The organism is Mycobacterium sp. NGS63 (assembly GCF_059812295.1).
Window position 1 is genome coordinate 531,705 of the sequence record NZ_JCALCJ010000002.1, and the last position, 19,656, is coordinate 551,360.

Annotated in this window: 13 protein-coding genes and 1 pseudogene; 12 read left to right on the forward strand and 2 right to left on the reverse strand. The window is 69.6% G+C overall.

All coding sequences use genetic code 11. The features are described from left to right. Positions 1-25: 25 nt before the first annotated feature. The 9 genes and pseudogenes from AC5Y4Z_RS05790 to AC5Y4Z_RS05830 all read left to right on the forward strand — a co-directional run bounded on the left by AC5Y4Z_RS05790 (position 26) and on the right by AC5Y4Z_RS05830 (position 16,192). Entirely contained in the window at positions 26-1,495 is a 1,470-nt protein-coding gene (locus AC5Y4Z_RS05790) for a WS/DGAT/MGAT family O-acyltransferase (RefSeq protein ID WP_499961358.1), read from the forward strand. A gap of 41 nt (positions 1,496-1,536) precedes the next feature. Beyond that, positions 1,537-3,141 (forward strand): annotated as a pseudogene (locus AC5Y4Z_RS05795) (HAD-IB family hydrolase); the annotation flags it as partial. Beyond that, positions 3,141-5,516, forward strand: coding sequence for a glycerol-3-phosphate 1-O-acyltransferase (locus AC5Y4Z_RS05800; RefSeq protein ID WP_499961359.1), 2,376 nt, complete (start codon positions 3,141-3,143; stop codon positions 5,514-5,516). The pseudogene AC5Y4Z_RS05795 and the gene AC5Y4Z_RS05800, both read left to right, overlap by 1 nt. Positions 5,517-5,544: 28 nt before the next feature. Next, on the forward strand, positions 5,545-7,587 hold the full coding sequence (locus AC5Y4Z_RS05805; protein ID WP_499961361.1) for a bifunctional copper resistance protein CopD/cytochrome c oxidase assembly protein: 2,043 nt from the start codon (positions 5,545-5,547) through the stop codon (positions 7,585-7,587). Between the two features lie 352 nt (positions 7,588-7,939). Then, positions 7,940-8,422: a single-stranded DNA-binding protein gene (locus AC5Y4Z_RS05810; protein ID WP_499961362.1), complete on the forward strand. Its 483-nt coding sequence runs from the start codon at positions 7,940-7,942 to the stop codon at positions 8,420-8,422. A 90-nt stretch (positions 8,423-8,512) separates the two neighbouring features. Then, positions 8,513-10,189, forward strand: coding sequence for an energy-dependent translational throttle protein EttA (gene ettA, locus AC5Y4Z_RS05815; RefSeq protein ID WP_499961363.1), 1,677 nt, complete (start codon positions 8,513-8,515; stop codon positions 10,187-10,189). Between the two features lie 77 nt (positions 10,190-10,266). Beyond that, positions 10,267-15,120: an NAD-glutamate dehydrogenase gene (locus AC5Y4Z_RS05820; protein WP_499961364.1), complete on the forward strand. Its 4,854-nt coding sequence runs from the start codon at positions 10,267-10,269 to the stop codon at positions 15,118-15,120. Next, on the forward strand, positions 15,117-15,533 hold the full coding sequence (locus AC5Y4Z_RS05825) for an acyl-CoA thioesterase (RefSeq protein WP_499961365.1): 417 nt from the start codon (positions 15,117-15,119) through the stop codon (positions 15,531-15,533). Before AC5Y4Z_RS05820 ends, AC5Y4Z_RS05825 begins: the two co-directional genes overlap by 4 nt. After that, positions 15,518-16,192, forward strand: a complete 675-nt coding sequence (locus AC5Y4Z_RS05830; RefSeq protein WP_499961366.1) for a DUF8010 domain-containing protein — start codon at positions 15,518-15,520, stop codon at positions 16,190-16,192. The genes AC5Y4Z_RS05825 and AC5Y4Z_RS05830 overlap by 16 nt, the downstream gene beginning before the upstream one ends. 7 nt (positions 16,193-16,199) lie before the next feature. On the opposite strand, the gene AC5Y4Z_RS05835 is transcribed toward AC5Y4Z_RS05830, so the two are convergent. Together AC5Y4Z_RS05835 and AC5Y4Z_RS05840 are read right to left on the reverse strand one after the other, a co-directional pair. Continuing rightward, positions 16,200-17,777 carry a glycoside hydrolase family 13 protein gene (locus tag AC5Y4Z_RS05835; RefSeq protein WP_499961367.1) on the reverse strand — a complete coding sequence of 526 codons (1,578 nt, stop codon included), beginning with the start codon at positions 17,775-17,777 and terminating at the stop codon, positions 16,200-16,202. Then, a complete protein-coding gene (locus tag AC5Y4Z_RS05840) occupies positions 17,777-18,166 on the reverse strand; it encodes a globin (RefSeq protein ID WP_499961368.1) in 390 nt (129 codons plus the stop codon). Before AC5Y4Z_RS05840 ends, AC5Y4Z_RS05835 begins: the two co-directional genes overlap by 1 nt. Positions 18,167-18,272: 106 nt before the next feature. On the opposite strand from AC5Y4Z_RS05840, the gene AC5Y4Z_RS05845 reads away from it, so the two are divergent. The 3 genes from AC5Y4Z_RS05845 to AC5Y4Z_RS05855 are packed head-to-tail and all read left to right on the forward strand — an operon-like array spanning position 18,273 to position 19,629. Continuing rightward, positions 18,273-18,920, forward strand: coding sequence for an HNH endonuclease (locus AC5Y4Z_RS05845; protein WP_499961369.1), 648 nt, complete (start codon positions 18,273-18,275; stop codon positions 18,918-18,920). A 30-nt stretch (positions 18,921-18,950) separates the two neighbouring features. Then, the gene (gene ctaJ, locus AC5Y4Z_RS05850; RefSeq protein WP_499961852.1) at positions 18,951-19,175 is read left to right on the forward strand and encodes an aa3-type cytochrome oxidase subunit CtaJ; all 225 of its coding nucleotides are present in this window, start codon (positions 18,951-18,953) and stop codon (positions 19,173-19,175) included. After that, positions 19,162-19,629, forward strand: a complete 468-nt coding sequence (locus AC5Y4Z_RS05855; protein WP_499961370.1) for a DUF5130 domain-containing protein — start codon at positions 19,162-19,164, stop codon at positions 19,627-19,629. The genes ctaJ and AC5Y4Z_RS05855 overlap by 14 nt, the downstream gene beginning before the upstream one ends. Positions 19,630-19,656 lie beyond the last annotated feature (27 nt).

The following is a 19,656-nucleotide window of genomic DNA, read 5'->3' on the forward strand; positions in this document are numbered from 1 at the left end:
ACGTTGGCGCGTCGAGTTCACGATCATGGCTGAGTCAACCGAGGCCGTTAAATTGTCCGACGAGCTTGGACCGGTCGACTACCTCATGCATCGGGGGGAGGCGAACCCCCGGACCCGCTCGGGGATCATGGCGCTCGAACTCCTCGACGCGACGCCGGACTGGGAACGCTTTCGCACCCGCTTCGAAAACGCGTCCCGACGGGTGCGGCGGCTGCGGCAGAAGGTCGTCGTCCCGACGCTGCCGACTGCGGCGCCGCGCTGGGTGGTCGACCCCGACTTCAACCTGGACTTCCACGTGCGCCGGGTGCGCGTCTCCGGCTCCGGCACGCTGCGCGAGGTGTTCGACCTCGCCGAGGTGATGCTGCAGTCGCCCATGGACATCTCGCGGCCGCTGTGGACGGCCACCCTGGTCGAGGGCCTGGCCGACGGCAAGGCCGCGACGCTGCTGCACGTCAGCCACGCGGTCACCGACGGCGTCGGCGGCGTCGAGATGTTCGCCGAGATCTACGACCTGGAACGCGACCCGCCGCCCAGGTCCACGCCGCCGCAACCGGTTCCGCAGGACCTGAGCCCCAACGACCTCATGCGCCAGGGCCTCAACCGGCTGCCGCTCGCCCTCGTCAGCGGCGCCGTGGGCGCGGTGTCCGGGGCGGTGTCGGCGGCCGGGCGGGCGATGCTCGACCCCGTCTCCGCCGTCGGGGGAGCCGTCGGCTACGCCATGTCGGGCATGCGGGTGATGAACCGCGCCGCCGAGCCATCGCCGCTGCTGCGCCGGCGCAGCCTGGCCACCCGCACCGAGGCGATCGACATCCCGCTCTCCGATTTGCACCGCGCCGCCAAGGCCGGCGGCGGATCGATCAACGACGCCTACCTGGCCGGACTCTCGGGCGCCCTGCGCCGCTATCACGAGGCCTTCGGCGTGCCCATCAGCACCCTGCCGATGGCGGTGCCGGTGAACCTGCGGGCCGACGCCGACACCGCCGGTGGCAACCGGTTCACCGGCGTCAACCTGGCGGCGCCGCTGGGCACCGCCGATCCCGTCGCCCGCATGCGCAAAATCCGCGCCCAGATGACGCAGCGCCGCGACGAGCCCGCGATGAACATCATCGGTTCCATCGCGCCGGTGCTTTCCGTGTTGCCCACCCCGGTGCTGGAGGGGCTCACCGGCTCGGTGATCGGTTCGGACGTGCAGGCCAGCAATGTCCCGGTCTATCCCGGCGACACCTACATCGCCGGCGCAAAAGTCTTGCGGCAGTACGGCATTGGTCCTTTGCCCGGTGTGGCGATGATGGTGGTGCTGATCTCCCGCGGTGGCTGGTGCACCATCACCGTGCGCTACGACCGGGCCGCCGTGCGCAACGAACCGCTGTTCGCGCAGTGCCTGCTGGAGGGTTTCGACGAGATTCTGGCGCTGGCCGGCGACCCGGCGCCCCGCGCGGTGCCCGCCTCGTTCACCGAGCCGGCCGTCTCGTCGCGATCGGCGTCGGGCTCGTGAGCGCCTCGGAGGAGCGCGGCGCGCCAAAGCCCGCGGCCGACATGCGGCTGCCCGGGTCGGTCGCCGAGATCATGGCCAGCCCACCCGGGCCCAAGATCGGCGCGTTCTTCGACCTGGACGGAACGCTGGTCGCCGGCTTCACCGCCGTGATCCTGACCCAGGAACGGCTGCTGCGCCGCGACATGGGCGTGGGGGAGCTGCTCAGCATGGTGCAGGCCGGCCTGAGCCACACCCTGGGACGCATCGAGTTCGAGGACCTCATCGGCAAGGCGGCCGCGGCGCTGACGGGGCGGCTGCTCGACGACCTGGAGGAGATCGGCGAGCGGCTGTTCGTCCAGCGCATCGAGTCGCGGATCTACCCGGAAATGCGCGAGCTGGTGCGCGCCCACGTGGCCCGGGGCCACACCGTGGTGCTCAGCTCGTCGGCGCTGACCATCCAGGTCAACCCGGTGGCGCGCTTCCTCGGGATCTCCAACATGCTGACCAACAAGTTCGAGACCAACGAGGACGGCATGCTCACCGGCGGGGTGCAGAAGCCGATCCTGTGGGGGCCGGGCAAAGCCGCTGCGGTGCAACGGTTTGCCGCCGAGAACGGCATCGATCTCAAGGACAGCTACTTCTACGCCGACGGCGACGAGGACGTCGCGCTGATGTATCTGGTCGGCAACCCCCGCCCGACCAACCCCGAGGGCAAGATGGCCGCCGTCGCCAAGCGCCGCGGCTGGCCGATCCTGCGCTTCGACAGCCGCGGGCGCGTCGGCCTGCGCCGGCAGCTGCGGACGCTGGCCGGGTTCGGTTCGCTGTTCCCCGTCGCGGCCGGCGCGGTGGGCATCGGTGTGTTGACCCGCAGCCGGCGGCGGGGCGTCAACTTCTTCACCTCTACCTTCTCCCAGTCGTTGCTGGCGATCGCCGGCGTGCAGCTCAACGTCGTCGGTGAGGAGAACCTGACTGCGCAGCGCCCGGCGGTGTTTATCTTCAACCACCGCAACCAGGTTGACCCGGTCATCACCGGCGCGCTGGTGCGCGACAACTGGACGGCGGTGGGCAAGAAGGAACTGGCCAAAGATCCGATCATGGGCACCATCGGCAAGGCGATGGACGCCGCGTTCATCGACCGCGACGATCCTGTCGCCGCCGTGGAGTCGCTGCATCAGGTCGAGGAGCTCGCCCGAAAAGGCCTGTCGATCGTGATCGCCCCGGAGGGCACCCGGATGGACACCACCGAGGTCGGGCCGTTCAAGAAGGGCGCGTTCCGCATCGCGATGGCCGTGGGCATCCCCATCGTGCCGATCGTGATTCGCAACGCCGAGCTCGTCGCCGCCCGGAATTCCAGCACCATCAATCCGGGAACCGTCGACGTCGCGGTGTTCCCGCCGATCTCGGTGCAGGACTGGACGATTGAGACGCTGCCCGAGCGCATCGCCGAGGTCCGCCAGCTGTATTTGGACACGCTGGCCAACTGGCCCCAAGAACCGGGCGAACTGCCCAAGCTCGGCCTGTACGCGGCGGCCAAAGCGAAGAGGGCCCCCGCCAAGAAGGCGGCTGCGAAGAAGGCCCCCGCCAAGAAGGCCCCCGCCAAGAAGGCGGCTCCGAAGAAGGCGGCGAAAAAAGCCGCGAAGAAACCACCACCGCCCCGAGGGCGGCCGTGACCAAACCGGCCGCGGATGTCAGCGCAGTCCTCGCCGCGCAAGACGCGCTGATATTGGCGTCCATGACCTCACCCGTCGAGCGGGAGTTGGTCATGGCCTGGGTCGACGAGCAGCGAGCCGGCAACTCCGCATCGAAGTTCGAAGTGCTGACGCTGCCGGAACGCCACGCGCCCGCGGCGGCGCTGACCGCGCTGGCCGAACAGCTCGAGTCCGAATCCAACGAGGAATTCGGGGGAGACCGTTCGATCGTGCCGGTGCGGGTGTTCTGGCTGCCGCCGGCCAACCGCGGCCGCGTCGCCAAGCTGGCGGGGCTGATCCCCGGCCGGGATCCCTACCACCCCAACCCCCGTCAGCAACGACAGATCGTGCACGGCGACCCGCAACGCGCCCGGGTGGTGGCCGGCGAACCCGCCAAGGTCTCCGAACTGCGCCAGCAGTGGCGCGACACCACCGTCGGAGAGGACAAGCGCGACTTCGCGCAGTTCGTCACCCGTCGCGCCATCCTGGCGATGGAGCGGGCCGAATACCGGATGCTCGGCCCGCAGTACAAGTCGCCGCGGCTGGTGAAGCCGGAGATCCTGGCCTCCACGCGTTTTCGCGCCGGTCTCGACAAGATCCCGGGCGCCACCGTCGAGGAAGCGGCCAAGATGCTCGACGAGCTGGCCACCGGGTGGAGCCGGGTGTCCGTCGACCTGGTCGGCGTCCTGGGCCGGGCGCTGAGCCGTGGCTTCGAACCGGAGATCGACTACGACGGGTATCAGGTCGCGGCCATGCGGACCGCGCTGGAGGCCCACCCGGCGGTGCTGCTGTTCTCGCACCGGTCCTACATCGACGGCGCGGTGGTGCCGGTGGCGATGCAGGAGAACCGCTTACCGCCGGTGCACGTGTTCGCCGGGATCAACCTGTCGTTCGGGGTGATGGGCCCGCTGCTGCGCCGTTCCGGGGTGATCTTCATCCGCCGCAACATCGGCGGCGACCCGCTCTACAAGTACGTGCTGCGCGAATTCGTCGGCTACATCGTCGAAAAGCGGTTCAACCTGAGCTGGTCCATCGAGGGCACCCGCTCGCGCACCGGAAAGATGTTGCCGCCCAAGCTCGGCCTGCTGGCCTACGTCGCCGACGCCTATCTGGACGGCCGCAGCGAGGACATCCTGCTGCAGCCGGTGTCGATCAGTTTCGACCAGCTGCACGAGACCGCCGAATACGCCGCCTACGCCCGCGGCGGCGAGAAGACCCCCGAGGGCATCGGCTGGCTGTACAACTTCATTCGGGCACAGGGCGAACGCAACTACGGCAAGATCTACGTGCGCTTCCCCGAGGCGGTGTCGATGCGGCAGTACCTCGGCCCGTCGCATGGCCCCCTGGTGCAGGACCAGGACGCCAAACGCCTTGCGCTGCAAAAGATGTCGTTCGAAGTTGCGTGGCGGATCCTGCAGTCGACGCCGGTGACCGCCACGGGTTTGGTGTGCGCGCTGTTGCTGACCACCCGCGGCGCGGCGTTGACGCTCGACCAGCTGCACCACACGTTGCAGGATTCGCTGGACTACCTCGAACGCAAAAACATCCCGGTGTCGACCAGCGCGTTGCGGCTGCGCACCCGCGACGGCGTGCGCGCCGCGGTCGACGCGCTGTCCAACGGGCACCCGATCACCCGGGTCGACGGCGGCCGCGAGCCGGTCTGGCTGATCGGGCCCGACGAGGAACACGCGGCGGCGTTCTACCGCAACTCGGTGATCCACGCCTTTTTGGAGACCTCGATCGTCGAGCTCGCGCTGGCGCACGCCAGGCGGGCCAAAGGCGATCGCATGGAGGCCTTTTGGGCCCAGGCGATGCGGCTGCGCGACCTGCTGAAGTTCGACTTCTACTTCGCCGACTCGGCGGCGTTCCGCGACAACATCGCCGAAGAGATGGCCTGGCACGACGATTGGGAAGCCCACGTCGCCGCCGGGGGCGCCGAGATCGACGCGATGCTGTTCGCCAAGCGTCCGTTGATGGCCGACGCGATGCTGCGGGTGTTCTTCGAGGCGTACGAGATCGTCGCCGACGTGCTGCGCGACGCACCCGCCGACGTCGGGCAGAAGGAACTCACGGAGTCGGCGCTGGGCGTCGGCCGCCAGTACGTGGCGCAGACCCGGATCCGCAGCAGCGAATCGGTGTCGACCCTGCTGTTCGCGACCGCCTACCAGGTCGCCGTCGATCAGGACCTGGTCGCGCCCGTCGCCGACAACCTCGCCGAACGGCGCAACGCGTTTCGGCGCGAGCTGCGCGACATCCTGCGGGACTCCGATCACGTCGGGCGGATCGCCCGCGAGCAGTTCGTCGCGCGCGAGTCCGAGGCCCGTCGGGGCCGGCTGGACAGCCGAACTCGGTAGTCGCCCGTCGGGCTCATACGCTGGACGCATGACAGTTGCCCAGCCGGTACGCGCGCGCCGCGTGTGGGTGTGGCCGCTGCTGATCGCCGTCGCGGCGCTGGCAGGCTGCACGGCCGCGGGGATCGGCGCACTGTCGCTGGCGGGCGCGCTGACCGCCACCGGTCTGCCCGATCCCGGGCCCGCGACCACGCTGGGGCTGCCGTTCGTCCGGGCCGCGGGGGAGATCGCGGCGGTGCTGGCCGTCGGTTCGTTCCTGTTCGCCGCGTTTTTGGTGCCGCCGCAAGACAGCGGCGTCCTCGACGCGGCCGGCTACCGCGCGCTGCGGGTGGGCACGGTGGCGTCGGGGGCGTGGGCGGTGTGTGCGGCGCTGCTGGTCCCGCTGACCATCTCCGACGTGTCCGGCCAGCCCGTGGTCAACCACCTCAACCCGGTCACGCTGTGGTCGTTGGCCGGGGTGATCAACACCGCCTCCGCCTGGCGCTGGACGGCGATCCTGGCCGCGGTGGTCACCCTGGCCAGCGCGTCGGTGCTGCGGTGGTCGTGGACGCCGCTGCTGCTCGCCGGATCGCTGGTGACGCTGATTCCGCTCGGGCTGACCGGTCACTCGTCGGCCGGCGGTTCCCACGACCTGGCGACCAACAGCCTGCTGATCCACCTCGTCGCGGCCGGCCTGTGGGCCGGTGGCCTGCTGGCCCTGCTCGCCCACGCGCTGCGCAGCGACGACCACACCGCCCTGGCCGCGCGACGGTTCTCCGTGGTGGCGCTGTGGTGCTGGGTCGCGATGGCGCTCAGCGGGGTGGTGAACGCGTTGGTGCGCGTCTTGCCGTTGGACCTGCTGACCACCGGCTACGGGCGGCTGGTGGTCGCCAAGTTCGTCGCGCTATGCGCGCTGGGCGTCCTCGGCTGGCGTCAGCGGCGCTCCGGAGTGGTTGCGCTGCAAGCGAATCCGGGCGGGCGCCGGGTGCTGGTCAAGCTGGCGTTGGCCGAGGCCGCGGTGTTCGGGCTCACCTTTGGCATCGCCGTCGGGCTGGGCCGCACCGCGCCGCCCCCGCCCCCGGCACGGCTGCCGTCGATCGCCGAGGCCGAGATCGGCTACGACTTCGACGGCCCGCCCACCGTGGCGCGCATCCTGTTCGACTGGCGGTTCGACCTGATCTTCGGCACCGCCGCCATCGTCCTGGCCGGGCTGTACGTGGCGGGGGTGGTGCGGCTGCGCCGCCGCGGCGACAGCTGGCCCCCGGGGCGGACCCTGGCCTGGCTGCTGGGCTGCGTGGCGATGCTGTTCGTGACGTCGTCGGGCGTCGGCCGCTACATGCCGGCGATGTTCAGCATGCACATGGTCGCCCACATGGGCCTGTCCATGCTGGTGCCGATCCTGCTAGTGCTGGGCGCCCCGGTCACCCTGGCGCTGCGGGCGCTGCCGGCCGCCGGCCGCGACGATCCGCCCGGCCTGCGCGAATGGCTATTGGCCGCGCTGCACAGCCACGTGTCGCGGTTCCTGACCAACCCCGTGGTCGCGACCGTGCTGTTCGTCGCCGGGTTCTACGGGCTGTATCTGTCCGACCTCTTCGACACCACGGTGAGCAGCCACGCCGGGCACCTGGCGATGAACCTGCACTTCTTGCTCAGCGGCTACCTGTTCTATTGGGTCGTCATCGGGGTGGACCCCACGCCGCGGCCGATCCCGCCGCTGGCCAAGGTGGCGGTGGTGTTCGCGTCGCTGCCGCTGCACGCCTTCTTCGGGGTGGTGCTGATGGGCACCAAAACCGTGCTGGGCGCCGACTTCTACCGCTCGCTGGGGCTGAGCTGGCACACCGACCTGATGGGCGACCAGCACCTGGGCGGCGGGATCGCCTGGGCGGCGGGCGAAGTGCCGCTGGTGATCGTGATGCTCGCGCTGCTGGTGCAGTGGGCGCGAAGCGATCGGCGCACCGCCCGGCGGCTGGACCGCGCGGCCGAACGCGACGACGACGCCGAGCTGGCCGCCTACAACGCGATGCTGGCTCAGCTGGCGCGGCGCGAGAGGTCGCTTGGCGTTGATTCTGCGTCCACGGCGGAAAAGTACGAGTAAGCCCCGCCCTGGACGCAGAGTCAATGCCCCGCGGGCGCGCGTCCCGCGTCCGACGTGATCTCGACCGACGTCGGCTCGTACCTGCTTGATGAGACGAAGCAGGTTCTTGCGCGCCTCAGCGCGGTCACCGCCACCAGGACATCCTTGCTGGTTGTTCAAGAAACGGTACCGCCCGCTCGCTCCGACCGGCGCTCTTATCCACAGTCACGCTTGTGTCCACAGGACAGCGAGCGAGACCCGTCTTGAGCCTCTTTTTGCGCGGATCCCGTCGGTACCGCCGGGCTAAATGCAGCCAGATAGGGCGGTGACGCGGTCACCAGCCAGAGAAATGCAACAGAGAAGGGATCAACCCATGTTCGAAACACCGCTTACCGTCGTCGGCCACATCGTCAACAACCCGGAGCGCCGCCAGGTCGGCAATCAGGAAGTCATGAAGTTCCGCGTCGCCAGCAACTCGCGCCGCCGGACCGCCGACGGCGGCTGGGAGCCGGGCAACTCGCTGTTCATCAACGTCAACTGCTGGGGCAGGTTGGTCACCGGCGTCGGCGCGGCCCTGGGCAAGGGCGCGCCGGTGATCGTGGTCGGCCACGTCTACACCAGCGAGTACGAGGACCGCGACGGCAACCGCCGCTCGTCGCTGGAGATGCGGGCGACGTCGGTCGGACCGGACGTGTCGCGGGCGATCGTCCGGATCGAGAAGCCCGGCTACACCGGCCCCGACACCGACCAGAGCACCGCCGCCACGCCGGCGGGCACCGAGGAGGCCACCGCGGCCGCCGAGGACGCGTCGGCCGAGGCCGACGCCGAACCCGCGGGGCTGCCGCTGTCGGCTTAGCTGCGGGAAAGGGGCCGCCGCGCGGTGCCTAGGATGGTCCGGGGGATACCCCCGACAACTCCGTAACACCAGAAAGGCAACACCGCGGCAATGGCTGAGTTCATCTACACGATGAAGAAGGTCCGCAAGGCGCACGGCGACAAGGTCATCCTGGACGACGTCACGTTGAGCTTCTTCCCGGGCGCCAAGATCGGCGTCGTGGGCCCCAACGGCGCCGGCAAGTCGAGCGTCTTGCGGATCATGGCCGGCCTGGACAAGCCCAACAACGGTGACGCCTTCCTGGCGACCGACGCCACCGTCGGCATCCTGCAACAGGAGCCGCCGCTGAACGAGGAGAAGACCGTTCGCGGCAACGTCGAAGAGGGGCTGGGCGACATCAAGGTCAAGCTCGACCGCTTCAACGAGGTCGCCGAGCTGATGGCCACCGACTACTCCGACGAGCTGATGGAGGAGATGGGCCGGCTGCAAGAGGAGCTGGATCACGCCGACGCGTGGGACCTCGACTCGCAGCTGGAGCAGGCCATGGACGCGCTGCGCTGCCCGCCGCCGGACGAGCCGGTGACCAACCTGTCCGGCGGCGAGCGCCGCCGCGTGGCGCTGTGCAAGCTGTTGCTGTCCAAGCCGGATCTGCTGCTGCTCGACGAGCCGACCAACCACCTCGACGCCGAAAGCGTGCAGTGGCTCGAACAGCACCTGGCCGCCTACCCGGGGGCGATCCTGGCCGTGACCCACGACCGCTACTTCTTGGACAACGTCGCCGAGTGGATCCTCGAACTCGACCGCGGCCGCGCCTACCCCTACGAGGGCAACTACTCGACCTACCTGGAGAAGAAGGCCGAGCGGCTCGCGGTGCAGGGCCGCAAGGACGCCAAGCTGCAGAAGCGGTTGACCGAGGAGCTGGCCTGGGTGCGGTCGGGAGCCAAGGCGCGGCAGGCCAAGAGCAAGGCCCGCCTGCAGCGCTACGAGGAGATGGCCGCCGAGGCCGAGAAGACGCGCAAGCTCGACTTCGAGGAGATCCAGATCCCGGTCGGGCCGCGGCTGGGCAACGTCGTCGTCGAGGTGGAGCACCTCGACAAGGGCTACGACGGGCGCACCCTGATCAAGGACCTGTCGTTCACGCTGCCGCGCAACGGAATCGTCGGTGTCATCGGCCCCAACGGCGTGGGCAAGACCACGCTGTTCAAGACCATCGTCGGCCTCGAGCAGCCCGACAGCGGCAGCGTCAAGGTCGGCGAGACCGTCAAGCTCAGCTACGTCGACCAGGCCCGCGCCGGCATCGATCCGAAAAAGACCGTGTGGGAAGTGGTTTCCGACGGCCTGGACCACATCGTCGTCGGCCAGAGCGAGGTGCCGTCGCGGGCCTACGTGTCGGCGTTCGGCTTCAAGGGGCCCGATCAGCAGAAGCCGGCCGGTGTGCTGTCGGGCGGTGAACGCAACAGGCTGAACCTGGCGCTGACGCTCAAGCAGGGCGGCAACCTGATCCTGCTCGACGAACCGACCAACGACCTCGACGTCGAGACGCTCAGCTCGCTGGAGAACGCGCTGGAAAAGTTCCCCGGCTGCGCGGTGGTCATCTCGCACGACCGCTGGTTCCTCGACCGCACGTGCACGCACATCCTCGCCTGGGAGGGCGACGAGGACAACGAGGCCAAGTGGTTCTGGTTCGAGGGCAACTTCGGGGCGTACGAGGAAAACAAGGTGGAACGGCTCGGCGAAGAAGCCGCCAGACCGCACCGAGTGACCCACCGCAAGCTGACGCGCGACTAGTGTCGGATTAGCCGCGCCCGGTGACGGGCGAGGCGATCGGCGCAGCTGGCAACCGTCGCGAGTTGGGAGCAATCGGCATGACGATCGATCCCGGTGCTAAGCCTGATTCCCAGCCAGATTTCAAGCCCTGGACCGCGTTCGCCACCAGTGACGACATTCCCGACTGGATCGCCGACGCCTACGTCGAGAGCTATCGCGGCCCGCGCGGCGACGAGCCCGGCGCCACCAAAGCCGGGGCGGCCGACCCCGGGGACATGGTGACCCCCGCCATGTTGCGCGCGCACTATCGGCTCGGCCAGTGCCGCCCGGAATGCCGAAGCTGCGTCTGTGTGCACCCCGCCGACGATCCCGACGGATTCGGGCCCGCGCTGCAGGTCGTCACCGACCACGGCGGCATGCTGCTGGACTCCGTCACCGTGCTGCTGCATCGGCTCGGCGTCGGTTACGCCGGCGTCATGACCCCGGTGTTCGACGTGCGCCGCAACGCCGACGGCGAGCTGCTCAGCATCGAGCCGAAAGCGCCCGGGTCGTCGCAATACGACGGCGAGGCATGGATCTACGTCCCGCTGTCCCCGTCCGTCGACGGCGCGACCCTCGCCGAGGTGGAGCGGCTGCTGCCCAAGGTGCTCGCCGACGTCGAACAGGTCGGCACCGACGCCGCGGAGATGATCACCACGCTGAGCGATCTGGCCGCGGCCGTCCAGGATAACGCCGACGACCACTTCTCCGCGCCGGACCGCGAGGACGTCGCCGGGCTGCTGCGCTGGCTGGGCAACGGCAATTTCCTGCTGCTGGGCTATCACCGTTGCCTGGTGCACGACAACCTGGTCTCCGGCGAAGCGGCGACCAGCCTCGGCGTCCTGCGCACGCGCACCGGTTCGCGCCCGCGGCTGACCGACGGCGACCATCTGCTGGTCCTGGCCCAGTCCGTTGTCGGCAGCTACCTGCGCTACGGCGCCTACCCGTACGTGATCGCGGTCCGCGAATACAGCGACGACGGCCTCGTGGAGCACCGCTTCGTCGGGCTGTTCACGGTCGCGGCCATGAACGCCGACGTCCTGGACATCCCGATGATCTCGCGGCGGGTCCGCGAGGTGCTCGCGATGGCCGAGACCGACCCCATCCACCCCGGCCAGCTGCTGCTCGACGTCATCCAAACCGTCCCGCGCTCCGAGCTTTTCACGCTGAGCGCCGAGCGACTCCTGACGTTGGCCAAAGCGGTGGTCGACCTGGGATCGCAGCGCCGCGCGCTGTTGTTCCTGCGCGCCGACAGCCTCCAGTACTTCGTCTCGTGCCTGGTCTATGTGCCCCGCGACCGCTACACCACGGCGGTGCGGCTGCAGATCGAGGACATCCTAGTCCGCGAATTCGGCGGGACGCGACTGGAATTCACCGCCCGGGTCAGCGAATCACCTTGGGCACTCATGCATTTCATGGTCCGGCTGCCGCAGGAGGAGGGGGCCGTCCCCGCCGCCGCCCCGGTCGACACGTCGGAAGCCAACCGGATCCGGATCCAGGGGCTACTGAGCGAGGCCGCGCGCACCTGGGGCGATCGCCTGATCGCCGCCACCGCGGCGGGCACCCCCGCGCACGCCGACGCCGAGCACTACGCCGCCGCGTTCAACGAGGTCTACAAGCAGGCGGTCACGCCCGCCGACGCGATCGAACACATCGCGATCATCAACGAACTGTCCGAGGGTTCGGTCAAGTTGGTGTTCTCCGATCGCGGCGAGGACGGCGCCGCCCAGCTGACCTGGTTTCTGGGCGGTCACGCCGCCTCGCTGAGCCAGCTGCTGCCGATGCTGCAAAGCATGGGGGTCGTGGTGCTCGAGGAGCGGCCGTTCACCGTCGCCCGCCCCGACGGGCTGCCGGTGTGGATCTACCAGTTCAAGATCCAGCCGCACCCCACGATCCCGTTCGCGACGACCGCGGCCGAACGCGATTCCACCGCAGAGCGATTCGCCGACGCGGTGACCGCGATCTGGCAGGGCCGCGTCGAGATCGACCGGTTCAACGAGCTGGTGATGCGCGCGCGGCTGACCTGGCAGCAGGTCGTGCTCCTGCGCGCCTACGCGAAATACCTGCGGCAGGCCGGGTTTCCGTACAGCCAATCGCACATCGAGTCGGTGCTCAACGAACACCCCTCGACGGTGCGGTCACTGGTCACGCTGTTCGAAGCGCTCTTCGACCCCCGGGAGTCGGGGCCGTCCAGTCGCGACGCGCAGGCGGCCGCGGCCGCGGTCGCCGCGGACATCGACGCCCTGGTGAGCCTGGACACCGACCGCATCCTGCGCGCGTTCGCGTCGCTGGTGCAGGCCACGCTGCGGACCAATTACTTTGTGACGCGCGAGGGTTCGGCCCGGGCCCGCGATGCGCTGGTGCTCAAGCTGGACGCGCAGCTGGTCGACGAGCTTCCCCTGCCGCGGCCCAAGTTCGAGATCTTCGTCTATTCGCCGCGCGTCGAGGGCGTGCACCTGCGGTTCGGCCCGGTGGCGCGCGGCGGCCTGCGCTGGTCGGACCGGCGCGACGACTTCCGCACCGAGATCCTCGGCCTGGTCAAGGCGCAGGCGGTGAAGAACGCCGTCATCGTGCCCGTCGGCGCCAAGGGCGGCTTCGTCGTCAAGCGGCCGCCGCTGCCCTCGGGTGAGGCCGCCGCCGACCGCGACGCCAGCCGCGCCGAGGGCGTCGCCTGCTATCAGCTGTTCATCTCCGGGCTGCTCGACGTCACCGACAACGTCGACCACGCCACCGGAAAGGTCAGCCCGCCGCCGCAGGTGATCCGGCGCGACGGCGACGACGCCTACCTGGTGGTGGCCGCCGACAAGGGCACCGCCACCTTCTCCGACATCGCCAACGACGTCGCCAAGTCCTACGGGTTCTGGCTGGGCGACGCGTTCGCGTCCGGCGGGTCGGTCGGCTACGACCACAAGGCCATGGGCATCACCGCCAAGGGCGCGTGGGAGGCCGTCAAGCGCCACTTCCGCGAGATGGGCGTCGACACCCAGTCCGAGGACTTCACCGTCGTCGGCATCGGCGACATGAGCGGCGACGTCTTCGGCAACGGCATGCTGCTGTCCAAGCACATCAGGCTGCTGGCCGCCTTCGACCACCGGCACATCTTCCTCGACCCCAACCCCGACGCCGCGGCCTCCTGGGAGGAACGCCGGCGCATGTTCGAGCTGCCGCGGTCGAGCTGGGACGACTACGACGCCTCGCTGATCAGCGAGGGCGGCGGGATCTACAGCCGCGAGCACAAGGCCATCCCGGTCAGCCCGCAGGTCCGCGACGCGCTCGGCATCGCCGGCGAGGTCACCGAGATGTCCCCGCCGGAGCTGATCAAGGCGATCCTGCAGGCCCCGGTCGACCTGTTGTTCAACGGCGGGATCGGCACCTACGTCAAGGCGGAATCCGAGTCCGACGCCGACGTGGGCGACCGCGCCAACGACCCGGTGCGCGTCAACGGAAATCAGGTGCGCGCCAAGGTGATCGGCGAGGGCGGCAACCTCGGCGTGACGGCGCTGGGCCGCGTCGAGTTCGACCTGTCGGGCGGGCGGATCAACACCGACGCGATGGACAACTCCGCCGGCGTGGACTGCTCGGACCACGAGGTGAACATCAAGATCCTGATCGACTCGCTGGTCACCGCGGGCAAGGTCGAGGCCGACGAGCGCAAGGAGCTGCTGGAGTCGATGACCGACGAGGTCGCGCAACTGGTGCTCACCGACAACGAGGACCAGAACGACCTGATCGGCACCAGCCGCGCCAACGCGGCCAGTCTGCTGCCGGTGCACGCGATGCAGATCAAGTACCTCGAAAGCCGCGGGCTCAACCGGGAATTGGAGGCGCTGCCGTCGGAGAAGGAAATCCAGCGGCGCACCGACGCCGGGATGGGGCTGACGTCCCCCGAGCTGTGCACGTTGATGGCCCACGTCAAGCTGACGCTCAAAGAGGACATGCTGACCACCGAGCTGCCCGAGCAGGACGTGTTCGCATCCCGGTTGCCGCAATACTTTCCGGCCCCGCTGCGCGAGCGGTTCACCCCGGAAATCCGCACGCACCAGCTGCGCCGGGAGATCGTCACCACCATCCTGATCAACGACCTGGTGGACGCCGCGGGCATCAGCTACGCGTTCCGGATCACCGAGGACGTCGGCGTCGGGCCGATCGACGCGGTACGCACCTACGTCGCCACCGACGCCATCTTTGGTGTGAGCCAGATCTGGCGGCAGACCCGCGCCGCGAACCTGCCCGTCGCGCTGTCGGACCGGCTCACCCTGGACACCCGCCGGCTGATCGACCGCGCCGGGCGCTGGCTGCTCAACTACCGCCCCCAACCGCTGGCCGTCGGCGCCGAAATCAACCGATTCGCCGCCAAGGTCAAGGAACTGACGCCGCGTATGTCGGAGTGGCTGCGCGGCGACGACAAGGCCATCGTGGAAAAGGAAGCCGCCGAATTCGCGTCGCAGGGCGCGCCGAAGGACCTGGCCTACATCGTCGCCGCCGGCCTGTACCGCTACAGCTTGCTGGACATCATCGACGTCGCCGACATCACCGAGATCGACACCGCAGAGGTAGCCGACACCTACTTCGCCCTGATGGATCGGCTGGGCACCGACAGCCTGCTGACCGCGGTCTCCGAGCTGCCCCGCCATGACCGCTGGCAGTCGTTGGCGCGCTTGGCGATTCGCGACGACATCTACGCCTCGCTGCGGTCGCTGTGCTTCGATGTGCTCGCCGTGGGAGAGCCCGACGAAAGCGGCGAAGAGAAGATCGGCGAGTGGGAGCACATCAGCGCATCGCGCGTCGAGCGGGCGCGCCGGACGCTCACCGAGATACAGGAAAGCGGCGCAAAGGATCTCGCGACGCTGTCGGTGGCAGCGCGGCAGATCCGTCGGATGACACGCACCAGCGGGAGAGGATCGTCGAGTTGAGCGTCGGGTACGTCGCGCCGGTGCCGGTGCGCTGGTCGGACATCGACATGTACCAGCACATCAACCACGCCACCATGGTCACGATCCTCGAAGAGGCGCGGGTGCTGTTCCTCAAGGAACCGTTCGAGGCCGACATCACCACCATCGGGCTGCTGATCGCCGACGTCCGGGTCACCTACAAGGGTCAACTGCGGCTCACCGATTCGCCACTGCAGGTGACGATGTGGACCAAGCGGTTGCGGGCCGTCGACTTCACGCTCGGATACGAGGTGCGGTCGGTCAACGCCGATCCCGGGTCGAGGCCCGCCGTCATCGCCGAGACGCAGCTGGCCGCGGTCCACATCGAGGAGCAGCGGCTGGTCCGCCTGTCGCCACAGCATCGGGAGTACCTGCAACGGTGGATCCGGGACTAGACACGGCGACCGAGCGCGGGCTGTGGGTCCGCGAAGTCGCACACCGCAAGGACCTGGCCGCGTTCGTCGATCACGCGATGCGGCTGGACGACGCGGCGGTCATCCGGCTTCGCGCCCGCTCCGCGGGGCAGCTGAGCGCCTGGGTGGCAACGGGTTTCGACGTGCTGGCCAGCCGGGTGGTGGTCGGCACGGTGCGGCCCGACGACCTGACCGTGGCCGCGGACGCCCTGGCGCGCGGCCTGCCCGCCGCCGACGCCTCCGGCTACGTCGAGCCGGGCTTCGCGATGGACTCCGCGTGGCGGGCGGCGTTGCCGCCGGAATCAGGCTTCACCCACCTCGACGACGTGCCCGCCCGGGTGATGCTGGACCTGGCGCAGCAGGGCGCGCGAATCGCCAAGGAACACGGCAGCGCACACGGCCCGCCGGCCTCGCTGCTAGACCAGGAGGTCGTCCGGGTCAGCTCCGGAGACGTCAGCGTCGGGCTGCCCATGCGCTGCGTGTTCGCCCTGTCCGCCATGGGTTTCCTGCCGCAGTCGCCCGAGGCGATCGGCGCCGACGAGACGGTGCGGGTCCGGATCCTGCCGTCCTGGCTGCGGATCGACGCCAAGTTCGGCTCGGTGTACCGCCGCCGCGGCCACGCCGCGCTCGTGCTGCGCTGAGCTCGGGTCAGACCAGCCAGGCCGCCGCGTCCGGCGGCAGCTTGCCGTCGACCAACGGCGCGCTGGCCAGGATCGGTTCGCCCGGCGGCAGGGCCATCGCGCGGCGGCCGGCGTTCAGCGCACACACCAGGCCCCCGCCCCGCCGGAACACGACGGCGCCGCGTGGCGCGCTCTGCCACTCGATGTCCGAACCCGCGAATTCGGCTCGCTCCCTGCGGATCTCGAGCGCTCGGCGAAAGAACGACAGCGTCGAGTCGGGGTCGTCGCGCTGCTTTTCGACCGTCAGCGCGGCCCACTCGGCGGGCATCGGCAGCCAGGTGTCCGCGTTGGTGGAGAACCCGAACGGCGGTTCGGCGCCCGACCACGGAAGCGGAACCCGGCACCGGTCGCGGCCGCGTTCGGTGTGCCCGGATCGTTCCCACGTCGGATCCTGGAGCACCTCGTCGGGCAGGTCGACGTCGGGCAGGCCGAGTTCCTCGCCGTTGTAGATGAACACCGCGCCGGGCAGGGCCAGCAGCACCATCGCCATGGCCCGCGCCCGGCGCAGCCCGGCCTCGCCGCCGCCGTAGCGGCTGACCTCGCGGCCCACGTCGTGGTTGGACAGTGTCCACGTCGGGGTGGCGTCCTCGATGGCGGTGGCCGCCAGCGAGTTGGTGATCGCGTCGCGGATTTCGCTTGCGCTGAAGCCGATTTGGGCGAGCCGGAAGTTGAAGCCGAGATGCAGCTCGTCGGGCCGCAGGTACTCCGCCCAGCGGGCGTTGTCGGTGACCCACACCTCGCCGACGGTCACCGCCCCGGGGTAGTCGTCGATCACCGCGCGGATGCCGCGGTGGATCTCGTGCACGCCCGGGTCGTTGAAGCGCGGGTCGTCGTCGTCGTGGCGCAAGATCTTGGCCAGGCCCTGCGGTGCGTCGGGCAGGTCGGCCGGCTTGGCCATCCCGTGCGCCACGTCGATGCGGAAGCCGTCCACCCCGCGCTCCAGCCAGAACCGCAGCGTCTTCTCGAAGTCGTCGAAGACGTCGGGGTGTTCCCAGTTCAGGTCCGGTTGCTCGGCATCGAACAGGTGCAGGTACCACTGCCCGGGAGTGCCGTCCGGTTCGACCACCCGGGTCCAGGCCGGCCCGCCGAACACCGACAGCCAGTTGTTGGGGGGCCGCTCCCCGCCGGGGCCGCGGCCGTCGCGGAAGTAGTAGCGCCCGCGCGCGTCGCTGCCCGGCCCGGCGGCCAGCGCCGCCGCAAACCACGGGTGCTGCGAACTGGTGTGGTTGGGCACCACGTCCATCGTGACCCTGATGCCCCGTTGGTGTGCCGCGTCGACCAGCCGCTCGAACGCGGCCAGCCCGCCGAACAACGGGTCGATGTCGCGGGGATCGGCGACGTCGTAGCCGTGGTCGGCCATGGGCGAGACGGTGACCGGATTGAGCCAGATGGCGTCGACGCCCAGGTCTTGCAGGTGGTCCAGCCGGGCCGTCAGGCCGTCCAGGTCGCCGACCCCGTCGCCGTCGCTGTCGGCGTAGGACCGCGGATACACCTGGTAGAAGACCGCGTTCGCCCACCACGGCCCGGGGCTCCTGCTGCTCGGCATCAAAACGCCGCGTTGACCAGCGAGTCCGCGGCCATCTCGAGGTAGTCGAGCAGCTCGCGACGATGTTCGTCGTCCAGGGTGCGCGCGTCGATGGAGGCGACGGCGGTGTGCATGCACCGCAGCCAGGCGTCGCGCTCGATGGGGGTGATGCGGAACGGCGCGTGCCGCATCCGCAGCCGCGGATGCCCGCGCCGCTCGGAGTAGGTGCGCGGGCCGCCCCAGTACTGCTCGAGGAACATGCGCAGCCGCTCCTCGGCGCCGGCCAGGTCGTCCTCGGGATACAGCTGGCTCAAAACCTCGTCCTCGGGGACCTGCTCGTAAAAGCGGGACACGATCGCGTCGAAGGTCTCGGCGCCGCCGACGGCCTCGTAGAAGCTCACCTGATTCATCGCCTCCATTGTGGTGCATCGGTCTGTTCACCCGATCGACACGCCTCGCACCAGCAATAAGGGTGCGATCGGCGCCGAATCATGGTGGACTATCCGCGGAGGATCCATGGCGCATGGCAAGAGACGCCGCAGCCACCGCAGTTCCGGTGCCGCGGCAGGGTTGACCGGTCCCGCAACCGCGTCACCACTGCATAGCGTCGACATCCATCCCCCCACCCGCCACGACAGCGCATCGATCTGGAGCCGGCGGCGGGTGTTGCTGCTCAATTCCACCTACGAGCCGCTGACCGCGCTGCCGATGCGGCGCGCCATCGTCATGGTGATCTGCGGCAAGGCCGACGTGGTGCACGACGACCCTGCCGGACCGGTCATCCACTCGGCGACCAGGTCGATCGTGGTGCCGTCGGTCATCCAGCTGCGGTCCTACGTGCGGGTCCCGTACCGGGCGCGCGTGCCGATGACCCGCGCCGCGCTCATGCACCGCGACCGGTTCTGCTGCGCCTACTGCGGGGCGAAGGCCGACACCGTCGACCACGTGGTGCCCCGCAGCCGCGGCGGCGACCACAGCTGGGAGAACTGCGTCGCCTGCTGTTCGACCTGCAACCACCGCAAGGGCGACAAGCTGCTCGCCGAGCTCGGCTGGGCGCTGCGCCGCGCGCCGCTGCCGCCGACGGGACAGCACTGGCGGCTGCTGTCGACGGTCAAGGAACTCGACCCGGCCTGGGCGCGATACCTCGGCGAAGGCGCGGCCTGAGTCTGGGATACGGTTTGCGTCGTGAGCCTTCTGCAGATTCACCTGTTCTTCATCGGGATCCCGCTGCTGATCGTCGCCGTGCTGTCGACACTCATCTGGTCGCACAAGGGCCCCCACCCCGCCACCTACAAGATGTCGGAGAAGTGGACGCACCCGCCGATCCTGTGGGCCGCCACCGACGAGGACGTCGGCGGCGCGCACGGACATGGCACGTCGGAGTTCTCGGTGGGAGGTGGCGCCAGTGGCACGTGGTGAGGTCGCGACGATCGAGCCCAGCGAGCTGCCCAAGGGTTCGGTGATCACCACCAGCGGACGCATCTCGGGGGTCACCGAGCCCGGCGAGCTGTCGGTGCACTACCCGTTCCCCACCAGCGACCTCGTCGCCATCGACGACGCGCTGAAATACGGCTCGCGGCAGTCGCGGGCGCGCTTCGCCATCTATCTCGGGGACCTGGGTGGCGACAGCGCCGCGCGGGCCCGCGCGATCCTGGCCAACGTGCCGACGCCCGACAATGCCGTGCTGCTCGCGGTCTCGCCGGACCAGAACGTCATCGAGGTGGTCTACGGGTCGGCGGTGCGGGGCCGCGGCGCCGAGTCGGCCGCGCCGTTGGGGGTGGCCGCCGCCGCGTCGGCGTTCGAGCAGGGCCATCTGGTCGACGGGCTGGTGAGCGCGATCCGCGTGCTCAGCTCGGGAATCTCCCCGGCCTAGCCTCGCAGCTCGTCGAGACTGCGCCCA

What these genes read in the sequence shown, in the direction of transcription:
- AC5Y4Z_RS05790 (WP_499961358.1), top strand. Translation starts at nt 26, where the DNA reads ATGGCTGAGTCAACCGAGGCCGTTAAATTGTCCGACGAGCTTGGACCG.
- AC5Y4Z_RS05805 (WP_499961361.1), top strand. Translation starts at nt 5,545, where the DNA reads ATGACAGTTGCCCAGCCGGTACGCGCGCGCCGCGTGTGGGTGTGGCCG.
- AC5Y4Z_RS05810 (WP_499961362.1), top strand. Translation starts at nt 7,940, where the DNA reads ATGTTCGAAACACCGCTTACCGTCGTCGGCCACATCGTCAACAACCCG.
- ettA (WP_499961363.1), top strand. Translation starts at nt 8,513, where the DNA reads ATGGCTGAGTTCATCTACACGATGAAGAAGGTCCGCAAGGCGCACGGC.
- AC5Y4Z_RS05820 (WP_499961364.1), top strand. Translation starts at nt 10,267, where the DNA reads ATGACGATCGATCCCGGTGCTAAGCCTGATTCCCAGCCAGATTTCAAG.
- AC5Y4Z_RS05835 (WP_499961367.1), bottom strand. Translation starts at nt 17,777, where the DNA reads ATGCCGAGCAGCAGGAGCCCCGGGCCGTGGTGGGCGAACGCGGTCTTC.
- AC5Y4Z_RS05840 (WP_499961368.1), bottom strand. Translation starts at nt 18,166, where the DNA reads ATGAATCAGGTGAGCTTCTACGAGGCCGTCGGCGGCGCCGAGACCTTC.
- AC5Y4Z_RS05845 (WP_499961369.1), top strand. Translation starts at nt 18,273, where the DNA reads ATGGCGCATGGCAAGAGACGCCGCAGCCACCGCAGTTCCGGTGCCGCG.